This is a genomic window from Bradyrhizobium sp. Ses1 (assembly GCF_059512365.1).
On the sequence record NZ_JCAMOQ010000042.1, the window covers coordinates 1 to 23,215 of the forward strand.

The window sequence follows — 23,215 nt, forward strand, 5'->3', positions numbered from 1 at the left end:
GAGATTTGTTGGGCATACGTTCTCCGTTAGAGAACTGTCCCTAATTTCCCGTGTCTCACTTTTGGGGGGCACTCCAGCATCCGCCGATCAAGTGGCCCCGGATTGCGCTGCGCTCCATCCGGGCTACGCACGTCACCCCACGGCCACGCTTGCAGATAGTTTCAGCCATCACGATAAATTATCCCGCGAAACCTCGTCCCAAACCCTCCCGTAGCTGCGGCCAACGACGGCCCAATCGAATAGCCGCACCGTCGTTGCCTTCATCCCCGGCGGCAGCTCCGCCGGTCATTGTTAGCCAAACGGGAGATTGTCCATGTTGAAACGTACAGCACTTCTCGCCGCCGCAGCGTTCAGTGCGCTGACGTTCACCGCAAGCGTGATGGCGCCGGTTCGCGCCGAGGAAAAGACCGTGATGGTCGGCGGCGCCGCGATGTTCCCGTCCAGGAACATCGTCCAGAACGCGGTCAATTCCAAGGACCACACCACCCTCGTCGCCGCGGTGAAGGCCGCCGGCCTCGTTGGCACGTTGGAAGGCAAGGGCCCGTTCACGGTGTTCGCGCCGACCAACATGGCGTTCGGCAAACTGCCGGCCGGCACCGTCGAAACCCTGGTCAAGCCGGAGAACAAGGCGACGCTGACCAAGATCCTGACCTATCACGTCGTGCCCGGGAAGTATGAAGCCTCCAGCCTTGCCGACGGCAAGAAGCTCACGACGGTGGAGGGCGAGGAACTGACGGTGAAGAAGCAGGACGGCAAGGTCTGGATCGGCGACGCCAAGGGCAACTGGTCGACGGTGACGACCTCCAACGTCAACCAGTCCAACGGCGTGATCCATGTGGTCGACACCGTGTTGATGCCTGCCTCGTAACACCGCACGCGCCTGTTTCATCCCCCGACAGGCAGCGTAAGGACCAGCGAGCCGGGGGAAACCCGGCTCGCTTTTTTGTGACCGCGAAGCGACGTGCGTATCGCACTTGTACCAGGTGTCGCGGTAACAAGGCCCCGATCCGGGCGTATAGATCGGTAACGAACCCCGAGCAGGGAAACAGCCATGTCGAGCCTTGCAGTCAGCAACGAGCACGCAGCCTCCGCCAGCACGGGCAAGGTGATCCAGCCGGCCTGGGTGCGGATCGTGCACTGGATCAACGCGGTCGCGATGATCCTGATGATCATGTCGGGCTGGCAGATCTACAACGCCTCGCCGCTGTTCAACTTCACGTTCTCCCGCAGCATCACGCTCGGCGGCTGGCTCGGCGGCGCGCTGCTCTGGCACTTTGCCGCGATGTGGCTGTTGATGGTCAATGGCCTGGTCTATCTTGTCCTTGGCTTCGTCACCGGCCGCTTCCGCAGGAAGCTGCTGCCGATTACCCCTAGCGGCGTGATCTCGGACGCCAAGGCGGCGCTGACCTTCAAGCTCTCGCACGACGATCTCGCCAAGTACAATTACGTGCAGAAGCTGCTCTATGCCGGCATTATCATCGTCGGTGTGGTTATTGTGCTGTCGGGGCTGTCGATCTGGAAGCCGGTGCAGTTGCAGTGGCTGACCGCGCTGTTCGGAGGCTACGACGTCGCGCGCTATGTCCATTTCATCTGCATGGCGCTGATCGTGGCCTTCCTCGTCATTCACGTCGCGCTGGCCGTCCTGGTGCCGCGAAGCTTGCGCGCCATGATCATCGGCCGCTGAATTCAGGGAGAGAGACATGGGTCGCACGCGCAAGCTCCTGATCCCCGGCGTCGACAAGAAGCTCCTGGTCAAGGACGCCGTGAAACTGATGCCTGATCTGACACGCCGGCGTTTCATCACCGGCGGCGCCAGCTTGGGGGCGCTGACGCTGCTCACCGGCTGCGATGTCGTCGACAGCTCCTCGGCGGAAACGATGCTGGCGCAGGTTTCGAAGTTCAACGATGCGGTGCAGGCCTGGATGTTCAATCCGAACGCGCTGGCGCCGACCTTTCCGGAAAGCGCCATCACCAAGCCGTTTCCGTTCAACGGCTACTATGATGTCGACGAAGCGCCCGACATCGACGGCAAGGACTGGAAGTTGGAGGTGCGCGGCCTGGTCGAGAACAACAAGCCGTGGACGCTGGAGGAGCTCTACAAGCTGCCGCAGGTCAAGCAGGTCACGCGCCATATCTGCGTCGAGGGCTGGAGCGCGATCGGCAGTTGGACCGGCACGCCGCTGCGCGATTTCTTGAAGCTCGTCGGCGCCGACACCCGCGCGAAATATGTCTGGTTCCAGTGCGCCGACAAGGACGGCTACAACTCGCCGCTGGACATGCCGACCGCGCTGCATCCGCAGACCCAGATGACCTTCAAATTCGCCGACGAGATCCTGCCGCGCGCCTACGGCTATCCGATGAAGATCCGGGTCCCGACCAAGCTCGGCTTCAAGAACCCGAAATATGTGATCTCGATGGAAGTCACTAACGACTACAAGGGCGGCTACTGGGAAGACCAGGGCTACAATTCGTTTAGCGGAAGCTGAGTCTCTCGCTGTCATTCCGGGGCGCGCGCAGCGCGAGCCCGGAATCCATCGAACCGCAGGCGCAAGCGGAGAAATGGATTCCGGGCTCATCGCTTCGCGCTGCCCGGAATGACAGCACCCGTCATTGCGAGCGGAGCGAAGCAATCCATGTCTCCACTTGCCGCACCATGGATTGCTTCGCTCCGTCGCAATGACGACGCCGGGAAAGCGCGCCTGCCTACGCCGTCACGTCCAGCTTCCTTTGGAACGCCGAGAGGACGGCGCCGAGCGCGAGCATCGCCGCCGATATGTTCAGCGCGAATGACAGGCTGCCGACCGCATCGGTGATCGCGCCGACGACGATCGGCCCGATGGTCTGGCCGGTCCCGAACGAGATCGTCAGCGCGGCGATCGCGGTCGGCCAGGACGATGGCGGATAGTTGAAGCGCACGAAGGCGGTGGTCGATCCCACCACCGCGAAGAACGCGACGCCGAACACCAGGGCGGAGACCGCGAGCAACAGCGGCGAGTGTCCGAAAATCGGTAGGCCGGCGCCGATCGCGTTGACGCCGAGGATGATCGTGGTGGCAAGCCCGCCGCGGTTGAGCCCGAGCACGCCTCGCCACACCCACGGCGTCACGAAAGCGCTCAGCCCGATCAGGCTCCAGAAGGCGCTTTGCGCCAGTGCGCCGCCGCCGGCGTCGCGCACATAGGCGATCATGAACGTCATGTAGGCGATATAGCCGGCACCGAACAGGAAATAGCCGCCGAGATAGATCGCAACCGGCGTTATCGCGAACTTCGCCGCTGACTCCTGCCTGGTCATGGCGTCAGAAGGGAAGGATGTGAGCCAGAGCGGAATGGTCATGATGGCCGCAAGCAGCGTCATCGCCCACCACACGATCCACCACGAGCCCGGGCCGAACCATTGCAGCACGAACGGCGCCACCAGTCCCGACAGCAGGATGCCGCTGCCGGGTCCGGCATAGAACAGGCTGAGCAGGAAATTGGCGCGTTCGGGCCGCGTCTGCGCGATCATCGCCGCAAGCGCGCCGCCGCCGACGAAGCCGGCAGCAGCGCCAAGGCCGGCGAGCAGCCGCGCAAAGCTCAGCACCACGTAGTTCGCGGTGATGGCGCAAAGCGCGAGCGACACCACGCAGGCCAGCGTTCCCCAGCGTACCGACGCCACCAGCCCGAAGCGCCGGATCAGCCGTGCGGCGAGCAGCGCGCCGATCAGATAGCCGGCGGCGTTGATGGTGTTCATGAAGCCCGCCGCCGAATAAGACCACGCAAGCTGCTCGCGCATATCAGGCAGCACCAGCGAATAGGCGAAACGGCCGATGCCGAGCCCCGCGGTCGGCGCCAGCGACAGGATCAGAATCAGCCGCGCGGGGTGCGCGGAAGATGGGGGCAGGTCGGGGGCTTTCACTGAGAACTCCGGCAGGGCCGCATTGTGGCAGGCCTGGCCATGCTTGCACAGGCCAACTCCGGGAATGGTGTCTTGCCAACCGCGCAACAGCGCTTTAGCACTCCGCGCGGATTTCCTTAGATCTCAAGGCGAAAACCCCATGGCGACCCACAAGCTCCTGCTCCTGCCCGGCGACGGCATCGGCCCCGAAGTGATGGCGGAGGTGAAGCGCCTGATCGGCTGGCTCAAGGCGGAAGGAATCGCCACCTTCGAGACCGAAGAGGGGCTGGTCGGCGGCGCTGCCTATGATGCGCACAAGGTCTCGATCTCGGAAGGCGACATGACCAAGGCGAAAGCCGCCGATGCCGTGATCTTCGGCGCGGTCGGCGGGCCGAAATGGGACAGCGTTCCCTATGAGGTGCGGCCCGAGGCCGGCCTGCTGCGGCTGCGCAAGGATCTCGGCCTGTTCGCCAATCTGCGGCCCGCCGTATGCTATCCGGCGCTCGCGGATGCCTCCAGCCTGAAGCGCGAGGCGGTCGAAGGGCTCGATATCATGATCGTGCGCGAGCTCACCGGCGGCGTCTATTTCGGCGAACCGAAGACCATCACCGATCTCGGAAACGGCCAGAAGCGCGCCATCGACACCCAGGTCTACGACACCTACGAGATCGAGCGTATCGCCCGCGTCGCCTTCGACCTTGCCAAGAAGCGCCGCAACAAGGTGACCTCGATGGAAAAGCGCAACGTCATGAAATCGGGCGTGCTCTGGAACGAGGTCGTCACCCAGGTGCACAAGCGCGAATACCCCGATGTGACGCTGGAGCATCAGCTCGCCGATTCCGGCGGCATGATGCTGGTCAAATGGCCGAAGCAGTTCGACGTCATCGTCACCGATAATCTGTTCGGCGACATGCTCTCCGACATCGCGGCGATGCTCACCGGCTCGCTCGGCATGCTGCCGTCGGCTTCGCTCGGCGAGACCGATGCCAAGAGCGGCAAGCGCAAGGCGCTGTACGAGCCGGTGCACGGCTCGGCGCCGGATATCGCAGGCCAAGGCCTTGCCAACCCGATCGCGATGCTCGCTTCGTTCGGGATGGCGCTGCGCTACTCCTTCGACATGGGTGCGCTCGCCGACAAGCTCGATGCCGCAATCGCCGCCGTGCTCGCAAGCGGCCTGCGTACCGCAGACATCAAGTCCGAAGGCACGACATCAGCCTCGACCACGCAGATGGGCGAAGCAATTCTGAAGGAATTGCAGAAGCTGCACGCTTAGGTGCAACAGGCACCGGGATTGGTAAGGGTGGGCAAAGCGAAGCGTGCCCACCGCCACGAGCGGAGCGTAAAATGGTGGGCACGGCGCGATGCGCCTTTGCCCACCTTATGCCCTCAGCTCAATACAGCGGGAACCGGGTCGGCTCGCCACCCAAATCCGACGGCGGGTTGAGCGGCTGGCGGTCGATCGGCCGATTGAGGTTTTCCCGCGCGAAGTCCGGGTACCCGAACGGCGACGGGAAGGCGTAGTCCTGGAACTTGCGGTCGCCCGGCAGCACCTCGGTGCCGGCATCGAGCCAGGAGCGGGTGGTCACGAAGACGCGGGTGCGCGGTCCCTGCTGGTAGGAACGGTTGGGCCCCTGCCCTCCGTAAGTGACCCGGCCGTCGCGGTCATACCGGAGCTGGTCCTGACGCCTGCTCTGGGCATCGGCAGGGCTGGCGAGGAGACCGGCCACGGCCGCGGCGGTGGCAAAAAATACCGCGAGCTTGGTCGCAGCAGGAAATTTGGCAGTCATTTCATCCTCGTCACTGTGCCCGCACGCCGGGCTGGCAGATCGCCCATCTGATTTGGCCATATTGTAGCCTTGGCGCAACGGTCGCAACTAGGTCAAATGCGCCACACCCGCGCGCGATAATGCCGCGGGAAGCGCAAAAGTTTCATGAAAACCAGTGCCTTGCCGCGATAACGCCATCATCGAAGGCGCCGCAACCGATGGCGGCCGGCCCCTAAGTGATTACATAGCGTCACGGCGCGAGGCGGCCGGACCAGCAAAGCGCTACGACTAACGTTGTCTTAACGGCGTTTCTCGCATAGAAGCGCTGCGCTTCCTGATCCGCCGGACTGCGCGGGCGAGCATTTTTCCTCGGAGAATGAACGATGGGTTACAAAGTCGCGGTGGTGGGTGCGACCGGTAATGTCGGGCGGGAAATGCTCGGCATTCTGGACGAGCGCAAATTCCCGGCTGACGAGGTGGTCGCGCTGGCCTCGCGCCGCAGCGTCGGCGTCGACGTCTCCTATGGCGATCGGACCCTGAAGGTCAAAGCGCTCGAGCATTACGACTTCTCCGATGTCGACATCTGCCTGATGTCGGCGGGCGGGGCGGTGTCGAAGGAATGGTCGCCGAAGATTGGTGCCGCCGGCGCGGTCGTGATCGACAATTCCTCGGCCTGGCGCATGGATCCGGATGTGCCGCTGATCGTGCCGGAAGTGAATGCGGACGCGGCGGCGGGCTTCACCAAGAAGAACATCATCGCCAATCCGAACTGCTCGACCGCGCAGCTCGTGGTGGCGCTGAAGCCCCTGCACGACAAGGCGACGATCAAGCGCGTCGTGGTCTCGACCTATCAATCGGTCTCGGGCGCCGGCAAGGACGCGATGGACGAATTGTTCTCACAGACCAAGGCCGTCTACACCAATGACGAGCTGATCAACAAGAAATTCCCCAAGCGCATCGCCTTCAACGTCATCCCGCACATCGACGTGTTCATGGAGGACGGCTACACCAAGGAAGAGTGGAAGATGATGGCGGAGACCAAGAAGATTCTTGATCCCAAGATCAAGCTTTCCGCGACCTGCGTGCGCGTGCCGGTCTTCGTCGGCCATTCGGAAGCCGTCAACATCGAGTTCGAGAATCCGATCTCGGCGGATGAGGCGCGCAACATCCTGCGCAATGCGCCGGGCTGTCTCGTCATCGACAAGCAGGAGCCCGGCGGCTACGTCACGCCCTATGAGGCTGCGGGCGAGGACGCCACCTATATCAGCCGCATCCGCGAGGACGCGACGGTGGAGAACGGGCTCGTGCTGTGGTGCGTGTCGGACAATCTGCGCAAGGGCGCCGCGCTGAATGCGGTGCAGATCGCCGAATGCCTGATCAACCGCAAGTTGCTCACCGCCAAGAAGAAGGCGGCCTGAGAATAGCGGCGAATGGTGAATGACCGGGGAGCCGGAATCGATGACCGACGAGCCGGTTCCCTATCGACCTGATCCCAGGCTGAAACGCGTTGAGATCGGCTTCGAAAGCCTGATCTTCAACAGTCGCTGGCTGATGGCGCCGTTCTATTTCGGTCTCGTCGTCAGCCTCGCCGTGCTGCTCTACAAATTCGTTGCACTGCTGTGGGAGTTCATCCTGCACGTGCCCTACGCCAAGGAATCCGACATCATCCTTGGCGTGCTCAGTCTGATCGATGTGTCGCTGACCGGCAATCTGATCCTGATCGTGGTGTTCTCGGGCTATGAGAACTTCGTGTCCCGGATCGATCCCGCCGGCCATCCGGACTGGCCGGAATGGATGACCAAGGTCGATTTCGGCGGCCTGAAGCAGAAGCTGCTGTCCTCGATCGTGGCGATCTCGGCGATCCAGGTGCTGAAGGCCTTCCTGAACATTGATGCGATCTTCGACGCGCAGAAGCTCGGATGGCTGGTTGGCATCCACCTGGTGTTCGTGATCTCGACCCTGATCCTGGCGTTGTCGGACCGCTGGGGCGCCGGCCACGGGGCGGATTAGGTTGATTGGCGAATAGGGAGTAGCGAATAGCGAGTGGAATTACGCTACTCGCTACCCGCCATACGCGCACTCACGAATTCCTTCGTCGTCCGGTCGAGCACGAACAGCGAGCCTTCGGCGACGCCGAAATAGGCGCCGTGCAGGTTCGTCTCGCCCTTCTGCACCCGCTCGCGCACGAACGGGAACGTCATCAGGTTCTCGATCGAGCGGAACACCGCGGCTTTCTCGATCCGGATGGTGAAATCCTGCATCGTCTCATGCTCGCGCTGCTCGACGACCTCGCCGGGCTTGATGAACATCTGCATCCACTTGCCGATGAAGTCGCCGGGCGACAGCGGCTGGATTTTATCGATAAAGGCGCGGATGCCGCCGCATTGGGCGTGGCCAAGCACGACGATGTGCTTCACCTTCAGCACGTTGACGGCATATTCCAGCGCAGCCGAAACGCCGTGAGCGCCGCTGTCGGGCTGGTAGACCGGAACCAGGTTGGCGACGTTGCGCACCACGAACAATTCACCCGGCCCGGCGTCGAAGATCACTTCCGGCGAGACGCGGGAATCGCAGCAGCCGATCACCATCACCTCGGGTGACTGGCCGCGCACGGACAATTCGCGGTAGCGGGATTGTTCCGTGGGCAGCCGCTGCGTGGCGAAAGCCCGGTAGCCGTCGAGCAGATTTTTCGGGAAGAGCTCCATGCCCTTGCCTAACCACAAGCCGATGACCGGAACAAGGCTTTCGGAGCGATGGCCGAAATGATAGGCGGGATGGAAACGACCGAAAGGAAACGACCATGACCCGTCCGCGCCGCAGCCTGTTGTTTATGCCCGGATCCAACGCGCGGGCGCTGGAGAAAGCGCGCAACCTGCCGGCCGACGGTATCATCCTCGACCTCGAGGATTCGGTGGCGCCGGACGCCAAGGGCCTGGCGCGGGACCAGATTGCTGCGGCTGTGGCGGCCAAGGGCTTCGGCAAGCGCGAGGTGCTGGTCCGGATCAACGGCCTGGACACGCCGTGGTGGGTCGACGACATCGGCATGGCCGGCAAGGCGCAGCCCGACGGCATCCTGGTTCCCAAGGTCTCCAGCGTCGACGACCTCAATGCGATTGCCGACCGCCTGAGCGACATCAACGCGCCTGCCTCGATCCGGGTCTGGGCCATGATCGAGACCGCGCGTGCGGTGCTGCATGCCGAGGAACTCGCCGCGGCCTCAAAGGATTCCGAGACCCGGCTTGCCGGTTTCGTGTTCGGCCCGAACGACATTTCGCGGGAGACGCGGATCAAGATGCAGCCGGGCCGTGCGATCATGATTCCGATGATCACCCATTGCATCCTGGCGACGCGCGCGCACGGATTGGAGATCCTCGACGGTCCCTATAGCGATTTCGCCAATGTCGATGGCTTTGCCGCCGAATGCGCACAAGCGCGCGATCTCGGTTTCGACGGCAAGACACTGATCCATCCGGGCCAGATCGAAGCCTGTAACGCGATCTTCACCCCGCCGGCGGAAGAAGTCGCGGAAGCCCGCAAGATCCTCGCTGCGTTCGACAAGCCGGAGAATGCCTCGCGCGGCGCGATCCAGATCGACGGCCGCATGGTGGAGCGACTCCACGCCGAGATGGCGCGCCGCACGATCGCAATCGCTGATGCGATCGCGGCAATGAAGGGTTGAGACGACGGGTTAGCGAAATTTTTCCGCCGCCCACGCGTAGAGACTGCCTGGGATCGGCGCTTCGCGGCCGCGGCCTTTCGGCGAGATGTGCAGGCCGATGACGTCGGGGTTGCCGAGCAGTTTCGAGAAGTCGCGCGGTTCGAAGAACAATTTCGGTTCGGCGTGCACGGCGTAAAATGACTGCTTCGGCAGGGCGTATTGCAACTCCCCTGCGCGGCGGGCGAGCGCGGTGATCGCCGGCGGGCCGTAGAGCGAGATCCGGATATCGGAGAGACGGTCGGAAACGCCGCGCAGGCGTCGCAGCGCGAAGACGACGCGATGACGAAGCGCGAGCCACTCCGGCGTCAGCTCCTCCTGCTTCATCAATCCTTCGAAGGCGCGCACGATCGGATCGTCCGGTGGCAGATAAAGCACGGAGTTGCCGAGCTGGCGCGGCCGCTCCCACGCAAAGTAAGGCTTGGCCGGATCAATCTCGATCGGCTTCAGCAGCAGCACATCGGCATCGAGCCAAACGCCGGCGCGCTCAGTCATCAGCCGCATGCGGAAGAAATCGCTGAACTGCAGGATGGTCCAGCCGTGCCAGCTCCCGTCCGGCCCCGGCGGGCGCAGTTTCTCGGAGAACGCATGCGGCAGGATTGCCTCGGCCTCCGCATTGCCGACGCCGTCGGGCAGGCCGGGCAGCGGATCGAAACTGTAGACGGTGACCTTGTGGCCGGCGGCGACCTGCGAACGCAGGCAGGTCAGCCGCAGCCGGTCGAGCGGACCGTGCCAGAAGCTAACGACGTCCGGACGCATGCGCCGTCCCTCTAGAGCATGATCCGGAGCGGAAAGATCAGGCCCAGGCGCGCTCGCGGCTGGCCTTGGCCTCGTAGTCGTCGATCGACGACTTCTTCTCCATCGTCAGCCCGATATCGTCGAGACCGTTGATCAGGCAGTGCTTGCGGAACGGGTCGATCTCGAACTTCACCGCGCCGCCGTCGGGACCGCGGATTTCCTGGTTCGCCAAGTCGATCGTCAGCGTCGCATTGGCGCCGCGCTCAGCGTCGTCGAACAGCTTGTCGAGGTCTTCCTGGGCAACGCGGATCGGCAGGATGCCGTTCTTGAAGCAGTTATTGTAGAAGATGTCGCCGAACGAGGTCGAGATCACGCAGCGGATGCCGAAATCGAGCAGCGCCCAAGGTGCGTGCTCGCGGCTCGAGCCGCAGCCGAAATTGTCGCCGGCGACCAGGACCTTGGCATTGCGATAGGCCGGCTTGTTCAGCACGAAGTCGGGATTCTCGCTGCCATCGTCCTTGTAGCGTTGCTCCGAGAAGAGCCCCTTGCCAAGGCCGGTGCGCTTGATGGTCTTCAGGTACTGCTTGGGGATGATCATGTCGGTGTCGACATTGATGATCTTCAATGGCGCCGCGACGCCTTCCAGCTTGGTAAATTTTTCCATCGATCGCACTTCCCGGTTCAAGGTGGGAGAGGGGTTATCTATCCCGAAAAACCCCCTGAAAAAAGGCCAATTTACGCAATCCTAGCCTGCGGCAGCCTCGATCGCCTCCATATCGGCGTCCGAAAGGCCGAAATGGTGGCCGATCTCATGGACCAGGACGTGGCGGACGATGTGGCCCAGCGTCTCCTCGTGCTCGGCCCAATAGTCGAGGATCGGCCGGCGGTAGAGCCAGATCATGTTGGGCAAATGCGGGATGTCGCCATGGCTCTGGTGCGGCAGACCTATGCCCTGGAACAGGCCGAGCAGGTCGAATTCGCTTTCGCAGCCCATCTCGTCCATGACTTCGTCGGTCGGGAAATCGTCGACGCGGATAATCACGCCTTCGCAAAGACTGCGAAAACGCTGGGGCAGGCGCTCGAAAACGTCATGCGCCATGACCTCCATTTCGGCGAGCGACGGCGCTTTGGCTGTGGTCCACATGGCGCCTGTTTAGCGCGAGTTTCGCACAGGGCGCCAGCGCTGTTGACCTTGTCGCGGCAATCGGAGACCGTACGGCCCGCGAACAGGACTTTGGGTGGGCGTGATGCGGCGGATCGTGATGGGAATGCTACTGGCGGCTTTGGCGGGAGCCTCGCTGCCGGTTGCTGGCGCGCAGGCGCAAACGGCGCCATCGACCAGAGGGGCCGTGCAGGCGGCTGCGCCCACCGTCTCCGAGACCTCCGCGCAACGTCGGCGGCCGCTGCGACGGATTCCGATCTACCGCCAGGATCACTGGGAACCGGATGTCATTCCGCGCTACAATCCGGGCCCGAACGCCGTGCGCGATTGCACTGCCCACTATGTGCAGGAATACCGGCCGAGCGGGACCGTGATCACACCGCGCATGCACTGCTACTGGCGTCCCGGTTAGCTTCCCGCTGGGGCGTGATGACTTTCTTCGAATCGTCATCCCGCTCTAGCTCTTTGTTTGAGCATGATCTTTTTCGGAAAACCGGTCTCCACTTTTCCGGATCATGCTCTAGCCGCATCGCCAATCGCCAATACCGCGGGCGGCCAGAATTCCTGACTTTGTCAGGGAACTGAAACGCGCAGTCCTGCGTTCACGTCCGCGGCGCAGATTCATTCCCTCCACATTCACGTCGTCCGCTTCTGCTTGCGACCTGCGTCGCGGCAGCCTCACTCGATTCGAATCGATGGTTGCAGACGTGACATCCGAGGACGTTCGGGAGAACAAAAAAATGAAAGTGACAAAACTTCTGGGGCTGGTTGCCGCCGGTTCACTGTTTGCTCTTGCCGTGCCGGGCGAACGCGCTCACGCGCTTTCGCTGAACAGCCCCGGCGCCGCTGCGGCAGTTCAGGATGCTCCGAAGCAGATGTCGGGGACGACCGAAGTGCGCTGGCAGCCCCGCCGCCATCACCGTTGGCACCGACCGCATCCTCGCCGCCACTGGCGCCGCTAACAGGCACGCGGCATTCAACGCAGAGCGCACAGGCCCGTTAGCAACGGGCCTGTTTTGATTTTGGCCGCGAAATCGGCATGATGGCTTCCTTATCGCCCGCCCGATTGCTTCAAGGAGTCCTGTCATGAAAAGTTGGATCGATATAGCGCTCGTCGTAGGTGTATTGGCATTGGCATCAACGCCGTCGCTGACGACGAGGGCAGCAGCGCAGCAGCGGATCGTCACGGAAACGGCCGACACAGGCAAAGCCACGGATCTCAGCGCGCGCCGTTACAGGCCATACTACCGAAACATTGATCGGTCCTATGCGGGCTTCTATTACAGGCCCTATCAGCCTTACGTTCGCACTTACACGGAGCCTTACTACTTCCGACCATATCCATACGACAGGCTGGTCCCGTACGCATTCGGCTTCCGGCATGACCCGTCGTGGTGGTGAAGACGGAAAGCCTCCCAGCAGAGGGCGACCGCGTCGCACGCTTCGTATTATTAGGGCGTTCACTTCGTTATCTCTGACGTCGTGACAGGAGCGACCGAACATGCGCGACGACACGCCGCTGACGCGGCGCAATCATCGTTGGGCACGTAGCAGCGAACCGCAGGAGATGTGGACGCCCGGGGTCAAGCCCGGGCGTGACAAGTCAGTCGCGAAATCGACCTCTCAAATCGGTGCGGTGCATCAGTCCCAGTCCCTGAACTTCCAGGACTTCAGTTTCCACGGCGTCAGATTCTCCACCCGCCATTGCGCCCAGCGGTCCGGCGGCCAGTGGCTGAGGCGCGAGGTCTCTTTCGCCTGCGGCATTGGATCGATCACGCGCGGCGTGGTTCGGCGCCGGCTCTGGCGCGTCGCCTCGCTGATCATATCGACATATTCGCGCTTGTCGGCCATGGCTGGCTCCTTGCGAAACGATGCATTCGCAAGGAGCAAGTTTGCGCCTCGTCGCTTAACGAGGCGTTTCCGGGATCGATCGAGCTTGAACGAAGGCGGTTAGCGCCAGTCCCTCACGTCGACGAAGTGGCCGGCAATTGCCGCGGCGGCCGCCATTGCCGGCGACACCAAATGGGTGCGGCCCTTGAAGCCCTGGCGTCCCTCGAAGTTGCGGTTCGAGGTAGAGGCGCAGCGCTCCTCCGGCTTCAGCTTGTCCGGATTCATGGCAAGGCACATCGAGCAGCCCGGCTCGCGCCACTCAAAGCCGGCCTTGATGAAGATCTTGTCGAGACCTTCCGCCTCCGCCTGCTCCTTCACGATGCCGGAGCCCGGCACGATCATGGCGTTGACGTTGGCATTCACCGTCTTGCCTTCAGCGATCTTGGCCGCGGCGCGCAGATCCTCGATGCGGCCGTTGGTGCAGGAGCCGATGAAGACGCGGTCGAGCTTGATGTCGGTGATCTTCGTGCCCGCTGTCAGGCCCATATATTTCAGCGCGCGATGCTTGGAGAGACGCTTGGCCTCGTCCGCGATCTTGTCGGGATCTGGCACGAAACCGGTAACCGAGATGACATCCTCCGGCGAGGTGCCCCAGGTCACGATCGGCGGCAGCTTCGCTGCGTCCAGCCGGAGTTCGTGATCGAAATGCGCGCCCTCGTCGGAACGCAGCGTCTCCCAATAGCGCAGCGCCGCATCCCAGGCCTCGGCCTTCGGTGCCTTCGGACGACCGCGCAGGAAGTCGAACGCCTTCTCGTCGGGCGCGACCAGGCCGGCGCGCGCGCCGCCTTCGATCGACATGTTGCAGACGGTCATGCGGCCTTCCATCGACAGTGCGCGGATCGCCTCGCCGGCATATTCCAGCACGTAGCCGGTGCCGCCGGCGGTGCCGATCTCGCCGATGATGGCGAGGATGATGTCCTTGCCGGTCACGCCTTCGGGCAATTTGCCGTCGACGGTGACGCGCATGTTCTTGGCTTTCTTCTGGATCAGCGTCTGCGTCGCGAGCACATGCTCGACTTCGGACGTGCCGATGCCGTGCGCGAGTGCGCCGAACGCGCCATGCGTCGAGGTGTGGCTGTCACCGCAGACGATGGTGGTGCCGGGCAGCGTGAAGCCCTGCTCGGGGCCGATGACGTGGACGATGCCTTGGCGCTTGTCGAACTCGTTGTAATATTCGATGCCGAATTCCTCGGCGTTCTCGGCCAGCGCCTTGATCTGCTCGATGCTTTCAGGGTCGGGGTTTGGCTTGGTGCGGTCGGTGGTTGGCACGTTATGGTCGACGACGGCCAGCGTCTTTTGCGGCGCGTGGACCTTGCGGCCAGCGGTGCGCAGGCCTTCGAACGCCTGCGGCGAGGTGACTTCGTGCACCAGATGGCGGTCGATATAGAGCAGGCAGGTGCCGTCTTCGGCTTCGTGCACCAGATGGTCGTTCCAGATCTTGTCATACAGGGTGGTCGGTTTGGACATGAGCAGCAGCTCCAGCGATGTTGTGATAGCGGATCGGCGCGGTTAGGCGCCGGGGCAAACGAAGGGACGGCGCAGCATCAAGCTGCGCGCGTAAGCTCCGACGTCGCCGAGGTCGCAAAGCGCCCGAAGAACCGGCCAGGCAGCCGCGAGCGATCGTCGATCACGACGCGCTTGATGGGCTCGATGCTGGTCTGATCTGGAACCATTCTACAAATATATAGCAGGCCAATCCGGAATCGCGAGTGCTTTCAATGCGCGTCTGGATGCGCCATATGCGCGATTACGTGACCTTCACCCTCTCGGGATGAGGGATGAGCAGTTGGGTCCGCTGTGACGGCGGTAACAAAAAAGCGCGGGGACCGGCCCCGCGCTCTTGGTCGCATCCGATTTGGTCGGATGGGATTACTCGTTGACCGCGGCGGCGCGATCCTGCTTGTCCTGCTTCTCGACGATGCGGGCCGATTTGCCGCGCAGGCCGCGCAGATAATAAAGCTTGGCGCGACGCACCTTGCCGCGGCGCACCACCTTGATCGAGTCGATCATCGGCGACATCACCGGGAAGACGCGCTCCACGCCCTCGCCATAGGAGATCTTGCGCACCGTGAAGCTCTCGTTGAGGCCGGAGCCCGAACGGCCGATGCAAACGCCTTCATAGGCCTGCACGCGGGTGCGGTCGCCTTCGACCACCTTGACGTTGACGATCACGGTGTCGCCGGGCGCGAATTCCGGGATCTGCTTGGTCGCAGCGAGCTTGTCGTACTGCTCTTTTTCGAGCTGCTGGATGAGGTTCATTGAAATCTCCATCGGAGGCGCGCCCAGCACCGACGCGGGCTGCGCAAGAATTCGGTCTATCCTGATTGCGGATTTGGGCGCTCCTATAAGGCAAAGCGGAGGCTTTGTCACCCGTCTGTCGTGTTTTTTGTGCCGTGCCGCGCGGCCCACAAGTCCGGCCGCCTGGCCCGGGTCAGAGCCTCGGATTGGGCCTGCCGCCAGGCTGCAACCTTGGCATGATCGCCCGACGTGAGAATTTCCGGGATCGGCCGGCCCTCGAACTCCTGCGGGCGGGTAAATTGAGGGTATTCCAGTAGTCCTTCGGAGAAGCTTTCGTCTTCGCCGGAGGCCTGCTTGCCCATCACCCCCGGCAACAGCCGCACGCAGGCGTCGATCAGGGCCATGGCGGCGATTTCTCCGCCCGAGAGCACATAATCCCCGATCGAGACCTCCTGAAGGCCGCGCGCCTCGATTACCCGCTCATCGACCCCCTCGAAACGGCCGCAGACGATGAGGGGACCTGGGCCGGACGCGAGTTCCGCAACCAGGGACTGGGTCAGTGGCCGACCGCGCGGGCTCATTAAGAGCCGTGGCCGGTTCGGCGCGATCTCGGTGGCATCGATGGCTGCGGCCAGGATGTCGGCACGGAGCACCATGCCCGGCCCGCCGCCGGCGGGGGTGTCGTCCACGCTGCGGTGCCTGTCGGTCGCAGAATCCCTGATGTCCCGCGTTTCCAGAGCCCATAGCCCGGAGGCGAGTGCCCTGCCGGCAAGGCTGACGCCGAGCGGCCCGGGAAACATCTCCGGGAACAGGGTCAGGACGGTGGCGCGCCATATGGTCAGATCGGTCATCGGGTTCCGTTACGGTACCACGCACGTAAGGTCGAGACCCTGCATCAGTGCGGCGGCGTCTACCGCACGCTTGATGTCGGCGAGCGAAAACGTCGTGACGTTGATTTGGCGGAGATCGAGCAGGTTCTCGGCGGCCAGCGCCGCCAATTGGCCAGGCGCCGTCCGGTCGTACATGAATTGCCCGACCACCTCCCAGTCGTTCGCCAGCATTTCGCGGAACGAGAGCTCGAGCGGCACCTGCGCGCTGCCCATCAGCACTAGCCGCCCGCCGCGCCTAAGCGCGTGCAGGCACGACAGCGTGGTCGAGGTGCTGCCGGCGTTGCCGAGCAGGTCGAGCGCAAGGTCGGCGCTGCCGCCTGCCGCGCGGCGGATGATCGGGATATCCTTGGCCATATCGCCAGTGACGACGGCCGGAATGGCGCGCGGACCGCACGTTTCGCGCAACATCTCCAGCGCCGCCTGCTGGCGCCCGACCGCGACTACGCGTCCAGCGCCCATCGCGACGGCTAGCATCACCGCGCCCGACCCGAAGTAGCCTGATGCGCCGTTGATGATGATGGTTTGTCCGCCGCGCAGGCCCGAACGCTGCAACCCGCCGAACGGCACGATCAGTTTTGCGAGTCCGATCAATTCGGTCGCGGGTCTGTCCTCGAGCCCCGGAAGCGGCGTTACGCAGGCTGCCGGCCAATGCGCGACCTCGGCAAATACCCCGTCGCGCCAGCGTGTCTGCAGGGCCAGCGCTTCCGGCGTGGTCGTCATAGCCGTAAGCCCGATCAGGATCTGTGGTGGCTCGCGGTCGGGCACATCGCCGCGCAGATGCGGGCTCAGGAAGACGCGGTCGCCGGCTTCGACATGGTTGACATTGTTGCCGACCGCGATCACGCGCGCGATGGCATTGGTCCCGGGCACGAATGGTGTTGGCGGCAGGCTGTAGGGCGCCGCGCCTGACAGTACCTTGCCTGTGTAAGAAAGCACCATGCCGGCTTCGATGCGGACCACGACGCCATCGGGCGCGGGCGCTGGAGTCTCCACTTCGTCAAAGCGAAGATCGTTAGGCGCGTGCAGGCGCCAAGCCTTGTGGGTATTCGTCATCGCGACTCTTCCTGATTCGTCGTCTCAGCGGACGCCGGGATCCAACCCGAACGCTCATGGCGCGCTGAATTTAGGCGCTTGCCGATGCAACAACAAACGCCCGCGGCTATGGGTCCCCGCTTTCGCGGGGACGACTTGGGGAGGGTTCCTCGCCCTCTATCTCATCAGGCAATTCGACGATCACCCGTCCGCCAGCGAGGTCGACAGTCGGCACGACCGCATTGGTGAATGGCAGCAGCATTGTCGCGCCCTGCGGCGGTGCGATTTCGATGATGTTGCCGGCGCCGAAATTATGGATCGCAACGACCTTGCCAAGCGGCTGGTCGGCGGTCGTGACAGCGGCAAGGCCGATCAGATCGGCGTGGTAGTATTCGTCGTCGTCCGTTTCGGGCAATCGCTCGCGCGGAACGTAGAGCTCAAGCCCGTTCAGCCGCTCGGCCTCTTCGCGCGTGGATACGTCCTTGAACGTCGCGACCAGATGATCCTTCGCCTCGCGGACATGCGCGACCTCGAACTGGCGCGTGCCGTCCTTGGTCGTCAGCGGGCCGTAATGCTTCACGGCCAGCGGGTCTTCGGTGAAGGTCCAAAGCTTAACGGCGCCGCGCACGCCATGCGCAGCGCCGATCCGAGCGACGCAAACCGGTGTGGACACCGTCGTGCGCCGAAAAGCTTACGCCTTCGCGGCGGCTTCGGCCTGGGCCTTCCGCTCCTTGCGCGGCACGGCCTTTTCCGGGTTGTTGCGCGGCGCGCGCTTCACGACGCCGGCCGCATCGAGGAAGCGGGTGACGCGGTCCGATGGCTGCGCGCCCTTGGCGAGCCAGGCCTTCACTTTGTCCATGTCGAGCTTCAGCCGCGCCTCGCTGTCCTTCGGCAGCAGCGGATTGAAGTGGCCGAGCCGCTCGATGAAGCGGCCGTCGCGCGGAAAGCGCGAGTCGGCGACGACGACGTGATAGACCGGACGCTTCTTGGTGCCGGCGCGCGCAAGACGGATAACGACAGACATTTAGTTCTCCTGATGAATGGTTTGATTGGATGTTGGTCAGTTACGCCGTCATTGCGAGCGCAAGCGAAGCAATCCATAGCGCCGCATGTGGAGGCGTGGATTGCTTCGTCGCTTCGCTCCTCGCAATGACGAGAGACGTCATTTCTTCTTCCCCGGAAAGCCGCCGAGGCCCGGCAGTGTCGGCTTGCCGCTGAGGCCGGTGAGCCCTGGCACGTTCGGCAGGCCCTGGCGCAGCCCGACGGGGAGTTCCTTCGGCAGGTTTGGCAGGCCGCCACCGGGCGCGCCCTGCATCTTCTCGGCCAACGCCTTCATCTCTTCCGGCGAAGGCGGCTTCATGCCGCCGCCAAAACCCATCGCCTGCGCGATGCCGGCGAGCGGGCCGCGTTTGCCCGAACCCATGGCCTTCATCATGTCGGACATGTTCCGGTGCATTTTGAGCAGTTTGTTGACCTGCTCGACGTTCTGCCCTGCGCCCGCGGCGATGCGCTTCTTGCGGCTGGCCTTGAGGATGTCCGGGTTCTTGCGCTCCTGCCGCGTCATCGAATCGATGATCGCGACCTGGCGCTTCAGGATCTTGTCGTCGATCCCGGCGGCGGCGATCTGGTTCTTCATCTTCGCAATGCCGGGCATCATGCCCATCAGGCCGCTGATGCCGCCCATATTCGCCATCTGCATGAGCTGCTCGCGCATGTCGTTGAGGTCGAACTGGCCCTTGCGCATCCGCTCGGCGGTGCGCGCGGCCTTCTCGGCATCGATGTTGGCGGCGGCACGCTCGACCAGCGACACCACGTCGCCCATGCCGAGGATGCGGCCGGCGATGCGGCTCGGATGGAAGTCTTCCAGCGCATCGGTCTTTTCGCCGGTACCGATCAGCTTGATCGGCTTGCCGGTCACCGCGCGCATCGACAGCGCGGCGCCGCCGCGGCCATCACCGTCGACGCGCGTCAGCACGATGCCAGTCAGCCCGACGCGCTGGTCGAACGAGCGCGCGAGGTTGACCGCGTCCTGGCCGGTCAGGGAGTCCGCGACCAGGAGCACTTCATGCGGATTGGTGGCGGCTTTGATCTCGGCCGCCTCTTGCATCATCTCTTCGTCGAGTGTGGTGCGGCCCGCGGTGTCGAGCAGCACGACGTCATAGCCGCCGAGCTTGCCGGCCTCGATCGCACGCCGCGCGATCTGCGGCGGCTTCTGGCCGGCGACGATCGGCAGCGTCGGGATGTCGAGGTCGCGGCCGAGCACGGCCAATTGCTCCATCGCCGCCGGACGATAGACGTCGAGCGAAGCCATCAGCACCTTGCGCTTGTCGCGCTGGACCATGCGGCGGGCGAGCTTTGCGGTGGTGGTCGTTTTACCGGAACCCTGCAGGCCGACCATCATGATCGGAACCGGCGGCACCGTGTTGAGGTCGATGGTCTGGCCGTCGGAACCGAGCGTGGCGACCAGCTCGTCATGGACGATCTTGACCACCATCTGGCCTGGCGTGACCGACTTGACGACGGTGGCGCCGACCGCCTGCTCGCGCACGCGCTCGATGAAACTCCTGACAACCTCGAGCGCGACGTCGGCCTCGAGCAGCGCGCGGCGCACTTCGCGCATCGCGGCGTCGACATCCTTTTCGGTGAGCGCACCGCGCCCTGTCAGCCGATCAAGGATGCCACCAAGCTTTTCCGACAGATTGTCGAACAATGCCGTTGTCCTTTGCCTGTTACAGGCGCTGCCTTAGACTCTTTGTCCGTCATACCCCGCGAAGGCGGGGTATCCAGTACGCCGGGACCTTGCATCAAAACGAACGCGGCCGGTTACTGGATCACCCGCCTTCGCGGGTGATGACCACCTAGGTGTCCCGACGCAGAACGCCAAGACGATCTGCAAAAAGACGGTCTTCCAAACACTTTCGCGCCCGAGGGCGCACAGCGCTGTCGGGCGTTGACCTCCGGTCTCGAGGGGCCGGTCGGCGGGTCGAAAAGAACGATCTTTCCGAGAAAGTGGCGGCGTTAAACCCCCACCGAGGCCAAAAGTCAAGGAAAAGTCGGGTGAGGTGATCCGAATTGAACCCGTAAAGACATGAAAGTACTTATGTTTCGGTCATAGGTTCCGATTTATGTACTCACCGCCATATAAATTCCCACGTCACTACCCGTGATACAGGCCCGTGCCCATCACCCGTCGCCGCATTTTTGGACTGCTCGCCGGTACTGCCGCCGTAGTGGGCGTGCCGTCTGCTTGGATTGACCGCATGAAGACCTATGACGGCCCCGTCTCCGATCATTTCGATGGCTTGCGCTTCTTCGATCCTCACGGCGCGCCGCCCAAGAAACTGGCTGAGGTGCTGCGCTGGCAGTTCGACGGCGAGCGGAAGCGCGTGACCTGGCCGGACTGGGTGCCAAGTCCTCACGCCGATACGCCGCCGCCGCGGGTCGAGGGCGACAAGGTGCGGCTGTCCTTTGTCGGCCATGTGAGCTGGCTGATCCAGGCCGCCGGTCTCAATATATTGGTCGACCCGGTGTGGTCGATGCGCGCCTCGCCGTTCTCCTGGGCGGGGCCGAAGCGACGCAATGATCCCGGCATCGCCTTCGAGGCGCTGCCCGAGATCGATGTCGTGCTGGTATCGCACGGCCATTACGATCATCTCGATATCGCGACGCTGTCGAAGCTGGCGGCGAAGTTCTCGCCGCGCGTGATCACGCCGCTCGGCAACGACGTCACCATGCGCGAGGCGGATCGCGCGATCAAAGCCGAAGCGTTCGACTGGCAGGATCGTGTCGAGCTCGGCAACGGCCTCGCGGTGACGCTGGTGCCGACGCGGCACTGGTCGGCGCGTGGGCTACTCGACCGCAACAAGGCGCTGTGGGCGAGCTTCGTGCTGGAGACGCCGGTCGGCAAACTCTACATCGTCTGCGATTCCGGCTATGGCGACGGCGGGCATTTTCGCCGTGTCGCCGAAGCGCACGGCCCGCTGCGCCTCGCGATCCTGCCGATCGGCGCCTATGAGCCGCGCTGGTTCATGCGTGACCAGCACATGAATCCGGAAGATGCGGTGAAGGCGCTGGCCGATTGCGGCGCCGCGCAGGCGCTGGCGCATCACCATGGCACCTTCCAGCTCACCGATGAGGCCATCGATGCGCCGGTGATCGCGCTCGGCGAGGCCCTGGACCAGGCGGAAGTGCCGCGGGACAAATTCGCGGTGCTGAAGCCGGGACAGGTGTTCGAGATCTAACGTCGTCCCGGCCGAGCGCGGGACGACAGCCTCATCTGTTCGGCTTGCTCATTGCTTCGGCTTGATCGCCCAGGACACGTTCACTGAGACCGACAGCGTCTCCTCGCCCGGCGCGACGGGAGCTGATGCCGCCATTGGCGCGGCCATCTTGCCGCGGAAGAGGGGCGTCGGCGGTCCGCCTTCCGTGACGCTGAGTGCATCGCCAAGCGTGACGCCGGCCGCCCTGGCGTAGATTTCCGCCTTGCGACGCGCGTCGGCGACGGCCTTTTCGCGTGCGTCATCGAGCAGTTTTGACGCCTGCGAGACCAAGAAGCCGATACCGCCGATCTCATTGGCGCCGGCGCCAACCAGGACATCGATCAGGCCCGCGATCTTGGTGACGTCGCGCGCCTTGATGATCACGCGATTGGTGGCGCGATAGCCGGAAATCGTTGCCGGCCCCGGCCGGCTTTGGGTCGTGGGATATTGCGGCTGCAGCGACAATCGCGAGGTCTGGTAGTCCTTCTCATCGATGCCAGCGCCTTTCAGCGCCAGCAGCACCTTGCCCATTGCGGCGTTGTTGATGTCGGACGCCTCGCGCGCGGTCTTGGCTTCCGAGGTTACGCCGGCGTCGATCTCGGCCTGGTCGGGCGCTGCCGAGATGGTGGCTTCGCCGTTGACGGAAATCGCAGGAGGCGGGACCGTCTGCGCGAGGGCAGGCGATGCCGCCAGCGCCAGCGCCGCGAGGGCAACGAGCTGTTTCATTCGCTTCACTTCACTTCAGTTCACTTCAGGGGAACGTAGACGTTGATCACCAGCTTGTCTTCCGCCGTCTTCAGCGGATCGGTGGTGTATTCCTCGATAAAGGTGTCTTTTGCTTCGAGTTTCTTGTCGTCGAGGTGATTGGTGATCGCCTCGTAGGTGTTGTCCATATTGTCGTAGGATCCGCGGTGGACGAACTTCAAGGCTTTGCCGTCAGGCGAGTTGCCCATGCTCATGTTTTTGCCGAGGTTCTTCACCTCCTGGTCGACAGGGATTTCCGCGATGAAGGTGAAGCCGGTGTCGTCGGTCGAGGTGTAGACGATCATCGCATTGCCCGTCGGCTTGATGTTCTGCTTCTCAAGCAGCGCCGTCAGCGCCTTCAGCGAATCGGTCAGGGAGTCGAACGCCGAGTCCCAGTTGGCGGAGCCCTTCACCATGACAACCTTCTTCGGCTCCAGCGTGAACTCCTCGCCGAAGGGGTCGGCCGTCTGCACCGGCGCGGAGGCCGGGGGCGTCGGACTCTGGGCGGTTGAAGGGGCGTCGGCCGGCGATTTGGTCTCGGCCGGCGGCGGCGCGGGAGTAGGGGCGGGCGCAGGCGGCACCGGCGCGGCCGAAGGCGCCGGCGATGGCGAGGCGGCTGGAGCCGGCGCTTGCGCCAGCGCCACGCTGCCCCAGGCAATAGCGATTATCGGGACCAATGCGACCAATGCGCCGCGGAAACCATTGAATCGAATCATCTTGATATTCTCCATCCCCATCCCGAGCGGCCGCCTTTTTGTCCCGGCTGACGTCCGCAAGGCGCGATAGTCCTAACACGCAAGTTCCGCTTTCGTCCCATGACACTTGTGCCATGGGCGGCCGCGGGTGCGGAATGAATAGCGTCGTTTCGCGACATCATTCCGCTGCATCTTTCTGTCTGAGCGGGATCT

General features: G+C 63.5%; 27 protein-coding genes. 11 read left to right on the top strand and 16 right to left on the bottom strand.

The window, feature by feature from the left end; all coding sequences use genetic code 11:
- The first annotated feature begins 313 nt into the window (after positions 1–313).
- The 3 genes from AC5ZG5_RS33415 to AC5ZG5_RS33425 all read left to right on the top strand — a co-directional run bounded on the left by AC5ZG5_RS33415 (position 314) and on the right by AC5ZG5_RS33425 (position 2,486).
- Positions 314–868 (top strand): fasciclin domain-containing protein, encoded by a 555-nt coding sequence (locus AC5ZG5_RS33415; RefSeq protein WP_456645303.1) that lies wholly within the window; start codon positions 314–316, stop codon positions 866–868.
- A gap of 183 nt (positions 869–1,051) precedes the next feature.
- Positions 1,052–1,684 (top strand): cytochrome b/b6 domain-containing protein, encoded by a 633-nt coding sequence (locus AC5ZG5_RS33420; protein WP_456645302.1) that lies wholly within the window; start codon positions 1,052–1,054, stop codon positions 1,682–1,684.
- A gap of 16 nt (positions 1,685–1,700) precedes the next feature.
- Complete coding sequence (locus tag AC5ZG5_RS33425) at positions 1,701–2,486, top strand: molybdopterin-dependent oxidoreductase (protein ID WP_456645301.1); 786 nt, start codon at positions 1,701–1,703, stop codon at positions 2,484–2,486.
- A 217-nt stretch (positions 2,487–2,703) separates the two neighbouring features.
- On the opposite strand, the gene AC5ZG5_RS33430 is transcribed toward AC5ZG5_RS33425, so the two are convergent.
- The gene (locus AC5ZG5_RS33430; RefSeq protein ID WP_456645300.1) at positions 2,704–3,894 is read right to left on the bottom strand and encodes a YbfB/YjiJ family MFS transporter; all 1,191 of its coding nucleotides are present in this window, start codon (positions 3,892–3,894) and stop codon (positions 2,704–2,706) included.
- A gap of 139 nt (positions 3,895–4,033) precedes the next feature.
- Here AC5ZG5_RS33430 and leuB point away from each other — a divergent pair, with 139 nt between their 5' ends.
- Positions 4,034–5,146, top strand: coding sequence for a 3-isopropylmalate dehydrogenase (gene leuB, locus AC5ZG5_RS33435; protein WP_456645299.1), 1,113 nt, complete (start codon positions 4,034–4,036; stop codon positions 5,144–5,146).
- Positions 5,147–5,264: 118 nt separating this feature from the next.
- Here the strand turns inward: leuB and AC5ZG5_RS33440 are convergent, their stop codons facing one another.
- Positions 5,265–5,660 carry a hypothetical protein gene (locus AC5ZG5_RS33440; protein WP_208829815.1) on the bottom strand — a complete coding sequence of 132 codons (396 nt, stop codon included), beginning with the start codon at positions 5,658–5,660 and terminating at the stop codon, positions 5,265–5,267.
- A 362-nt stretch (positions 5,661–6,022) separates the two neighbouring features.
- Between AC5ZG5_RS33440 and AC5ZG5_RS33445 the strand changes: the two genes are divergently transcribed.
- Together AC5ZG5_RS33445 and AC5ZG5_RS33450 are read left to right on the top strand one after the other, a co-directional pair.
- Positions 6,023–7,057 carry an aspartate-semialdehyde dehydrogenase gene (locus tag AC5ZG5_RS33445; protein WP_456645298.1) on the top strand — a complete coding sequence of 345 codons (1,035 nt, stop codon included), beginning with the start codon at positions 6,023–6,025 and terminating at the stop codon, positions 7,055–7,057.
- Between the two features lie 40 nt (positions 7,058–7,097).
- Positions 7,098–7,649, top strand: coding sequence for a TIGR00645 family protein (locus AC5ZG5_RS33450; protein WP_130229081.1), 552 nt, complete (start codon positions 7,098–7,100; stop codon positions 7,647–7,649).
- A 44-nt stretch (positions 7,650–7,693) separates the two neighbouring features.
- On the opposite strand, the gene AC5ZG5_RS33455 is transcribed toward AC5ZG5_RS33450, so the two are convergent.
- On the bottom strand, positions 7,694–8,344 hold the full coding sequence (locus AC5ZG5_RS33455) for a carbonic anhydrase (RefSeq protein ID WP_456645297.1): 651 nt from the start codon (positions 8,342–8,344) through the stop codon (positions 7,694–7,696).
- Positions 8,345–8,439: 95 nt separating this feature from the next.
- Here AC5ZG5_RS33455 and AC5ZG5_RS33460 point away from each other — a divergent pair, with 95 nt between their 5' ends.
- The gene (locus tag AC5ZG5_RS33460) at positions 8,440–9,318 is read left to right on the top strand and encodes an HpcH/HpaI aldolase/citrate lyase family protein (protein WP_456645296.1); all 879 of its coding nucleotides are present in this window, start codon (positions 8,440–8,442) and stop codon (positions 9,316–9,318) included.
- Positions 9,319–9,327: 9 nt separating this feature from the next.
- Here AC5ZG5_RS33460 and AC5ZG5_RS33465 read toward each other — a convergent pair whose 3' ends face one another.
- The 3 genes from AC5ZG5_RS33465 to AC5ZG5_RS33475 form a co-directional block, all read right to left on the bottom strand.
- Entirely contained in the window at positions 9,328–10,113 is a 786-nt protein-coding gene (locus tag AC5ZG5_RS33465; RefSeq protein WP_456645295.1) for a glycosyltransferase family 32 protein, read from the bottom strand.
- Between the two features lie 37 nt (positions 10,114–10,150).
- The gene (gene leuD / locus AC5ZG5_RS33470; protein WP_208829809.1) at positions 10,151–10,756 is read right to left on the bottom strand and encodes a 3-isopropylmalate dehydratase small subunit; all 606 of its coding nucleotides are present in this window, start codon (positions 10,754–10,756) and stop codon (positions 10,151–10,153) included.
- Between the two features lie 81 nt (positions 10,757–10,837).
- Positions 10,838–11,236 carry a metallopeptidase family protein gene (locus AC5ZG5_RS33475; RefSeq protein ID WP_028165133.1) on the bottom strand — a complete coding sequence of 133 codons (399 nt, stop codon included), beginning with the start codon at positions 11,234–11,236 and terminating at the stop codon, positions 10,838–10,840.
- Positions 11,237–11,339: 103 nt separating this feature from the next.
- Here AC5ZG5_RS33475 and AC5ZG5_RS33480 point away from each other — a divergent pair, with 103 nt between their 5' ends.
- From AC5ZG5_RS33480 to AC5ZG5_RS33490, 3 genes are all read left to right on the top strand, one after another.
- A complete protein-coding gene (locus AC5ZG5_RS33480; protein WP_456645294.1) occupies positions 11,340–11,666 on the top strand; it encodes a hypothetical protein in 327 nt (108 codons plus the stop codon).
- Between the two features lie 283 nt (positions 11,667–11,949).
- Positions 11,950–12,216, top strand: a complete 267-nt coding sequence (locus AC5ZG5_RS33485) for a hypothetical protein (protein WP_456645293.1) — start codon at positions 11,950–11,952, stop codon at positions 12,214–12,216.
- Between the two features lie 124 nt (positions 12,217–12,340).
- Positions 12,341–12,655: a hypothetical protein gene (locus AC5ZG5_RS33490; RefSeq protein WP_456645292.1), complete on the top strand. Its 315-nt coding sequence runs from the start codon at positions 12,341–12,343 to the stop codon at positions 12,653–12,655.
- A gap of 240 nt (positions 12,656–12,895) precedes the next feature.
- Here AC5ZG5_RS33490 and AC5ZG5_RS33495 read toward each other — a convergent pair whose 3' ends face one another.
- The 8 genes from AC5ZG5_RS33495 to ffh all read right to left on the bottom strand — a co-directional run bounded on the left by AC5ZG5_RS33495 (position 12,896) and on the right by ffh (position 20,014).
- On the bottom strand, positions 12,896–13,105 hold the full coding sequence (locus AC5ZG5_RS33495; RefSeq protein ID WP_456645291.1) for a hypothetical protein: 210 nt from the start codon (positions 13,103–13,105) through the stop codon (positions 12,896–12,898).
- A gap of 99 nt (positions 13,106–13,204) precedes the next feature.
- Positions 13,205–14,611, bottom strand: coding sequence for a 3-isopropylmalate dehydratase large subunit (leuC, locus tag AC5ZG5_RS33500; RefSeq protein WP_456645290.1), 1,407 nt, complete (start codon positions 14,609–14,611; stop codon positions 13,205–13,207).
- A gap of 402 nt (positions 14,612–15,013) precedes the next feature.
- Positions 15,014–15,403 carry a 50S ribosomal protein L19 gene (rplS, locus tag AC5ZG5_RS33505; protein ID WP_028166210.1) on the bottom strand — a complete coding sequence of 130 codons (390 nt, stop codon included), beginning with the start codon at positions 15,401–15,403 and terminating at the stop codon, positions 15,014–15,016.
- 107 nt (positions 15,404–15,510) lie between these two features.
- On the bottom strand, positions 15,511–16,233 hold the full coding sequence (gene trmD / locus AC5ZG5_RS33510; RefSeq protein WP_130229088.1) for a tRNA (guanosine(37)-N1)-methyltransferase TrmD: 723 nt from the start codon (positions 16,231–16,233) through the stop codon (positions 15,511–15,513).
- A 9-nt stretch (positions 16,234–16,242) separates the two neighbouring features.
- On the bottom strand, positions 16,243–17,325 hold the full coding sequence (locus AC5ZG5_RS33515; RefSeq protein WP_456645289.1) for a zinc-binding dehydrogenase: 1,083 nt from the start codon (positions 17,323–17,325) through the stop codon (positions 16,243–16,245).
- Between the two features lie 106 nt (positions 17,326–17,431).
- Positions 17,432–17,977 (bottom strand): ribosome maturation factor RimM, encoded by a 546-nt coding sequence (rimM, locus tag AC5ZG5_RS33520; RefSeq protein WP_456645288.1) that lies wholly within the window; start codon positions 17,975–17,977, stop codon positions 17,432–17,434.
- Positions 17,978–17,995: 18 nt separating this feature from the next.
- Complete coding sequence (rpsP, locus tag AC5ZG5_RS33525) at positions 17,996–18,328, bottom strand: 30S ribosomal protein S16 (protein ID WP_130229090.1); 333 nt, start codon at positions 18,326–18,328, stop codon at positions 17,996–17,998.
- 138 nt (positions 18,329–18,466) lie between these two features.
- Entirely contained in the window at positions 18,467–20,014 is a 1,548-nt protein-coding gene (gene ffh / locus AC5ZG5_RS33530; RefSeq protein WP_456645287.1) for a signal recognition particle protein, read from the bottom strand.
- Between the two features lie 466 nt (positions 20,015–20,480).
- On the opposite strand from ffh, the gene AC5ZG5_RS33535 reads away from it, so the two are divergent.
- Complete coding sequence (locus AC5ZG5_RS33535) at positions 20,481–21,545, top strand: MBL fold metallo-hydrolase (protein ID WP_028166215.1); 1,065 nt, start codon at positions 20,481–20,483, stop codon at positions 21,543–21,545.
- A gap of 48 nt (positions 21,546–21,593) precedes the next feature.
- On the opposite strand, the gene AC5ZG5_RS33540 is transcribed toward AC5ZG5_RS33535, so the two are convergent.
- Together AC5ZG5_RS33540 and AC5ZG5_RS33545 are read right to left on the bottom strand one after the other, a co-directional pair.
- A complete protein-coding gene (locus AC5ZG5_RS33540) occupies positions 21,594–22,289 on the bottom strand; it encodes an SIMPL domain-containing protein (protein WP_456645286.1) in 696 nt (231 codons plus the stop codon).
- Positions 22,290–22,309: 20 nt separating this feature from the next.
- Positions 22,310–23,023, bottom strand: coding sequence for a GyrI-like domain-containing protein (locus tag AC5ZG5_RS33545; protein WP_456645285.1), 714 nt, complete (start codon positions 23,021–23,023; stop codon positions 22,310–22,312).
- Positions 23,024–23,215 lie beyond the last annotated feature (192 nt).

What these genes read in the sequence shown, in the direction of transcription:
- AC5ZG5_RS33420 (WP_456645302.1), top strand. Translation starts at nt 1,052, where the DNA reads ATGTCGAGCCTTGCAGTCAGCAACGAGCACGCAGCCTCCGCCAGCACG.
- AC5ZG5_RS33545 (WP_456645285.1), bottom strand. Translation starts at nt 23,023, where the DNA reads ATGATTCGATTCAATGGTTTCCGCGGCGCATTGGTCGCATTGGTCCCG.
- AC5ZG5_RS33480 (WP_456645294.1), top strand. Translation starts at nt 11,340, where the DNA reads ATGCGGCGGATCGTGATGGGAATGCTACTGGCGGCTTTGGCGGGAGCC.
- AC5ZG5_RS33465 (WP_456645295.1), bottom strand. Translation starts at nt 10,113, where the DNA reads ATGCGTCCGGACGTCGTTAGCTTCTGGCACGGTCCGCTCGACCGGCTG.
- AC5ZG5_RS33495 (WP_456645291.1), bottom strand. Translation starts at nt 13,105, where the DNA reads ATGGCCGACAAGCGCGAATATGTCGATATGATCAGCGAGGCGACGCGC.
- leuD (WP_208829809.1), bottom strand. Translation starts at nt 10,756, where the DNA reads ATGGAAAAATTTACCAAGCTGGAAGGCGTCGCGGCGCCATTGAAGATC.
- leuC (WP_456645290.1), bottom strand. Translation starts at nt 14,611, where the DNA reads ATGTCCAAACCGACCACCCTGTATGACAAGATCTGGAACGACCATCTG.
- AC5ZG5_RS33485 (WP_456645293.1), top strand. Translation starts at nt 11,950, where the DNA reads ATGGTTGCAGACGTGACATCCGAGGACGTTCGGGAGAACAAAAAAATG.
- rpsP (WP_130229090.1), bottom strand. Translation starts at nt 18,328, where the DNA reads ATGTCTGTCGTTATCCGTCTTGCGCGCGCCGGCACCAAGAAGCGTCCG.
- AC5ZG5_RS33445 (WP_456645298.1), top strand. Translation starts at nt 6,023, where the DNA reads ATGGGTTACAAAGTCGCGGTGGTGGGTGCGACCGGTAATGTCGGGCGG.
- AC5ZG5_RS33490 (WP_456645292.1), top strand. Translation starts at nt 12,341, where the DNA reads ATGAAAAGTTGGATCGATATAGCGCTCGTCGTAGGTGTATTGGCATTG.
- AC5ZG5_RS33460 (WP_456645296.1), top strand. Translation starts at nt 8,440, where the DNA reads ATGACCCGTCCGCGCCGCAGCCTGTTGTTTATGCCCGGATCCAACGCG.
- AC5ZG5_RS33440 (WP_208829815.1), bottom strand. Translation starts at nt 5,660, where the DNA reads ATGACTGCCAAATTTCCTGCTGCGACCAAGCTCGCGGTATTTTTTGCC.
- AC5ZG5_RS33425 (WP_456645301.1), top strand. Translation starts at nt 1,701, where the DNA reads ATGGGTCGCACGCGCAAGCTCCTGATCCCCGGCGTCGACAAGAAGCTC.
- trmD (WP_130229088.1), bottom strand. Translation starts at nt 16,233, where the DNA reads ATGACCGATCTGACCATATGGCGCGCCACCGTCCTGACCCTGTTCCCG.
- AC5ZG5_RS33475 (WP_028165133.1), bottom strand. Translation starts at nt 11,236, where the DNA reads ATGTGGACCACAGCCAAAGCGCCGTCGCTCGCCGAAATGGAGGTCATG.
- rplS (WP_028166210.1), bottom strand. Translation starts at nt 15,403, where the DNA reads ATGAACCTCATCCAGCAGCTCGAAAAAGAGCAGTACGACAAGCTCGCT.
- AC5ZG5_RS33415 (WP_456645303.1), top strand. Translation starts at nt 314, where the DNA reads ATGTTGAAACGTACAGCACTTCTCGCCGCCGCAGCGTTCAGTGCGCTG.
- AC5ZG5_RS33450 (WP_130229081.1), top strand. Translation starts at nt 7,098, where the DNA reads ATGACCGACGAGCCGGTTCCCTATCGACCTGATCCCAGGCTGAAACGC.
- leuB (WP_456645299.1), top strand. Translation starts at nt 4,034, where the DNA reads ATGGCGACCCACAAGCTCCTGCTCCTGCCCGGCGACGGCATCGGCCCC.
- AC5ZG5_RS33455 (WP_456645297.1), bottom strand. Translation starts at nt 8,344, where the DNA reads ATGGAGCTCTTCCCGAAAAATCTGCTCGACGGCTACCGGGCTTTCGCC.
- AC5ZG5_RS33540 (WP_456645286.1), bottom strand. Translation starts at nt 22,289, where the DNA reads ATGAAACAGCTCGTTGCCCTCGCGGCGCTGGCGCTGGCGGCATCGCCT.
- AC5ZG5_RS33515 (WP_456645289.1), bottom strand. Translation starts at nt 17,325, where the DNA reads ATGACGAATACCCACAAGGCTTGGCGCCTGCACGCGCCTAACGATCTT.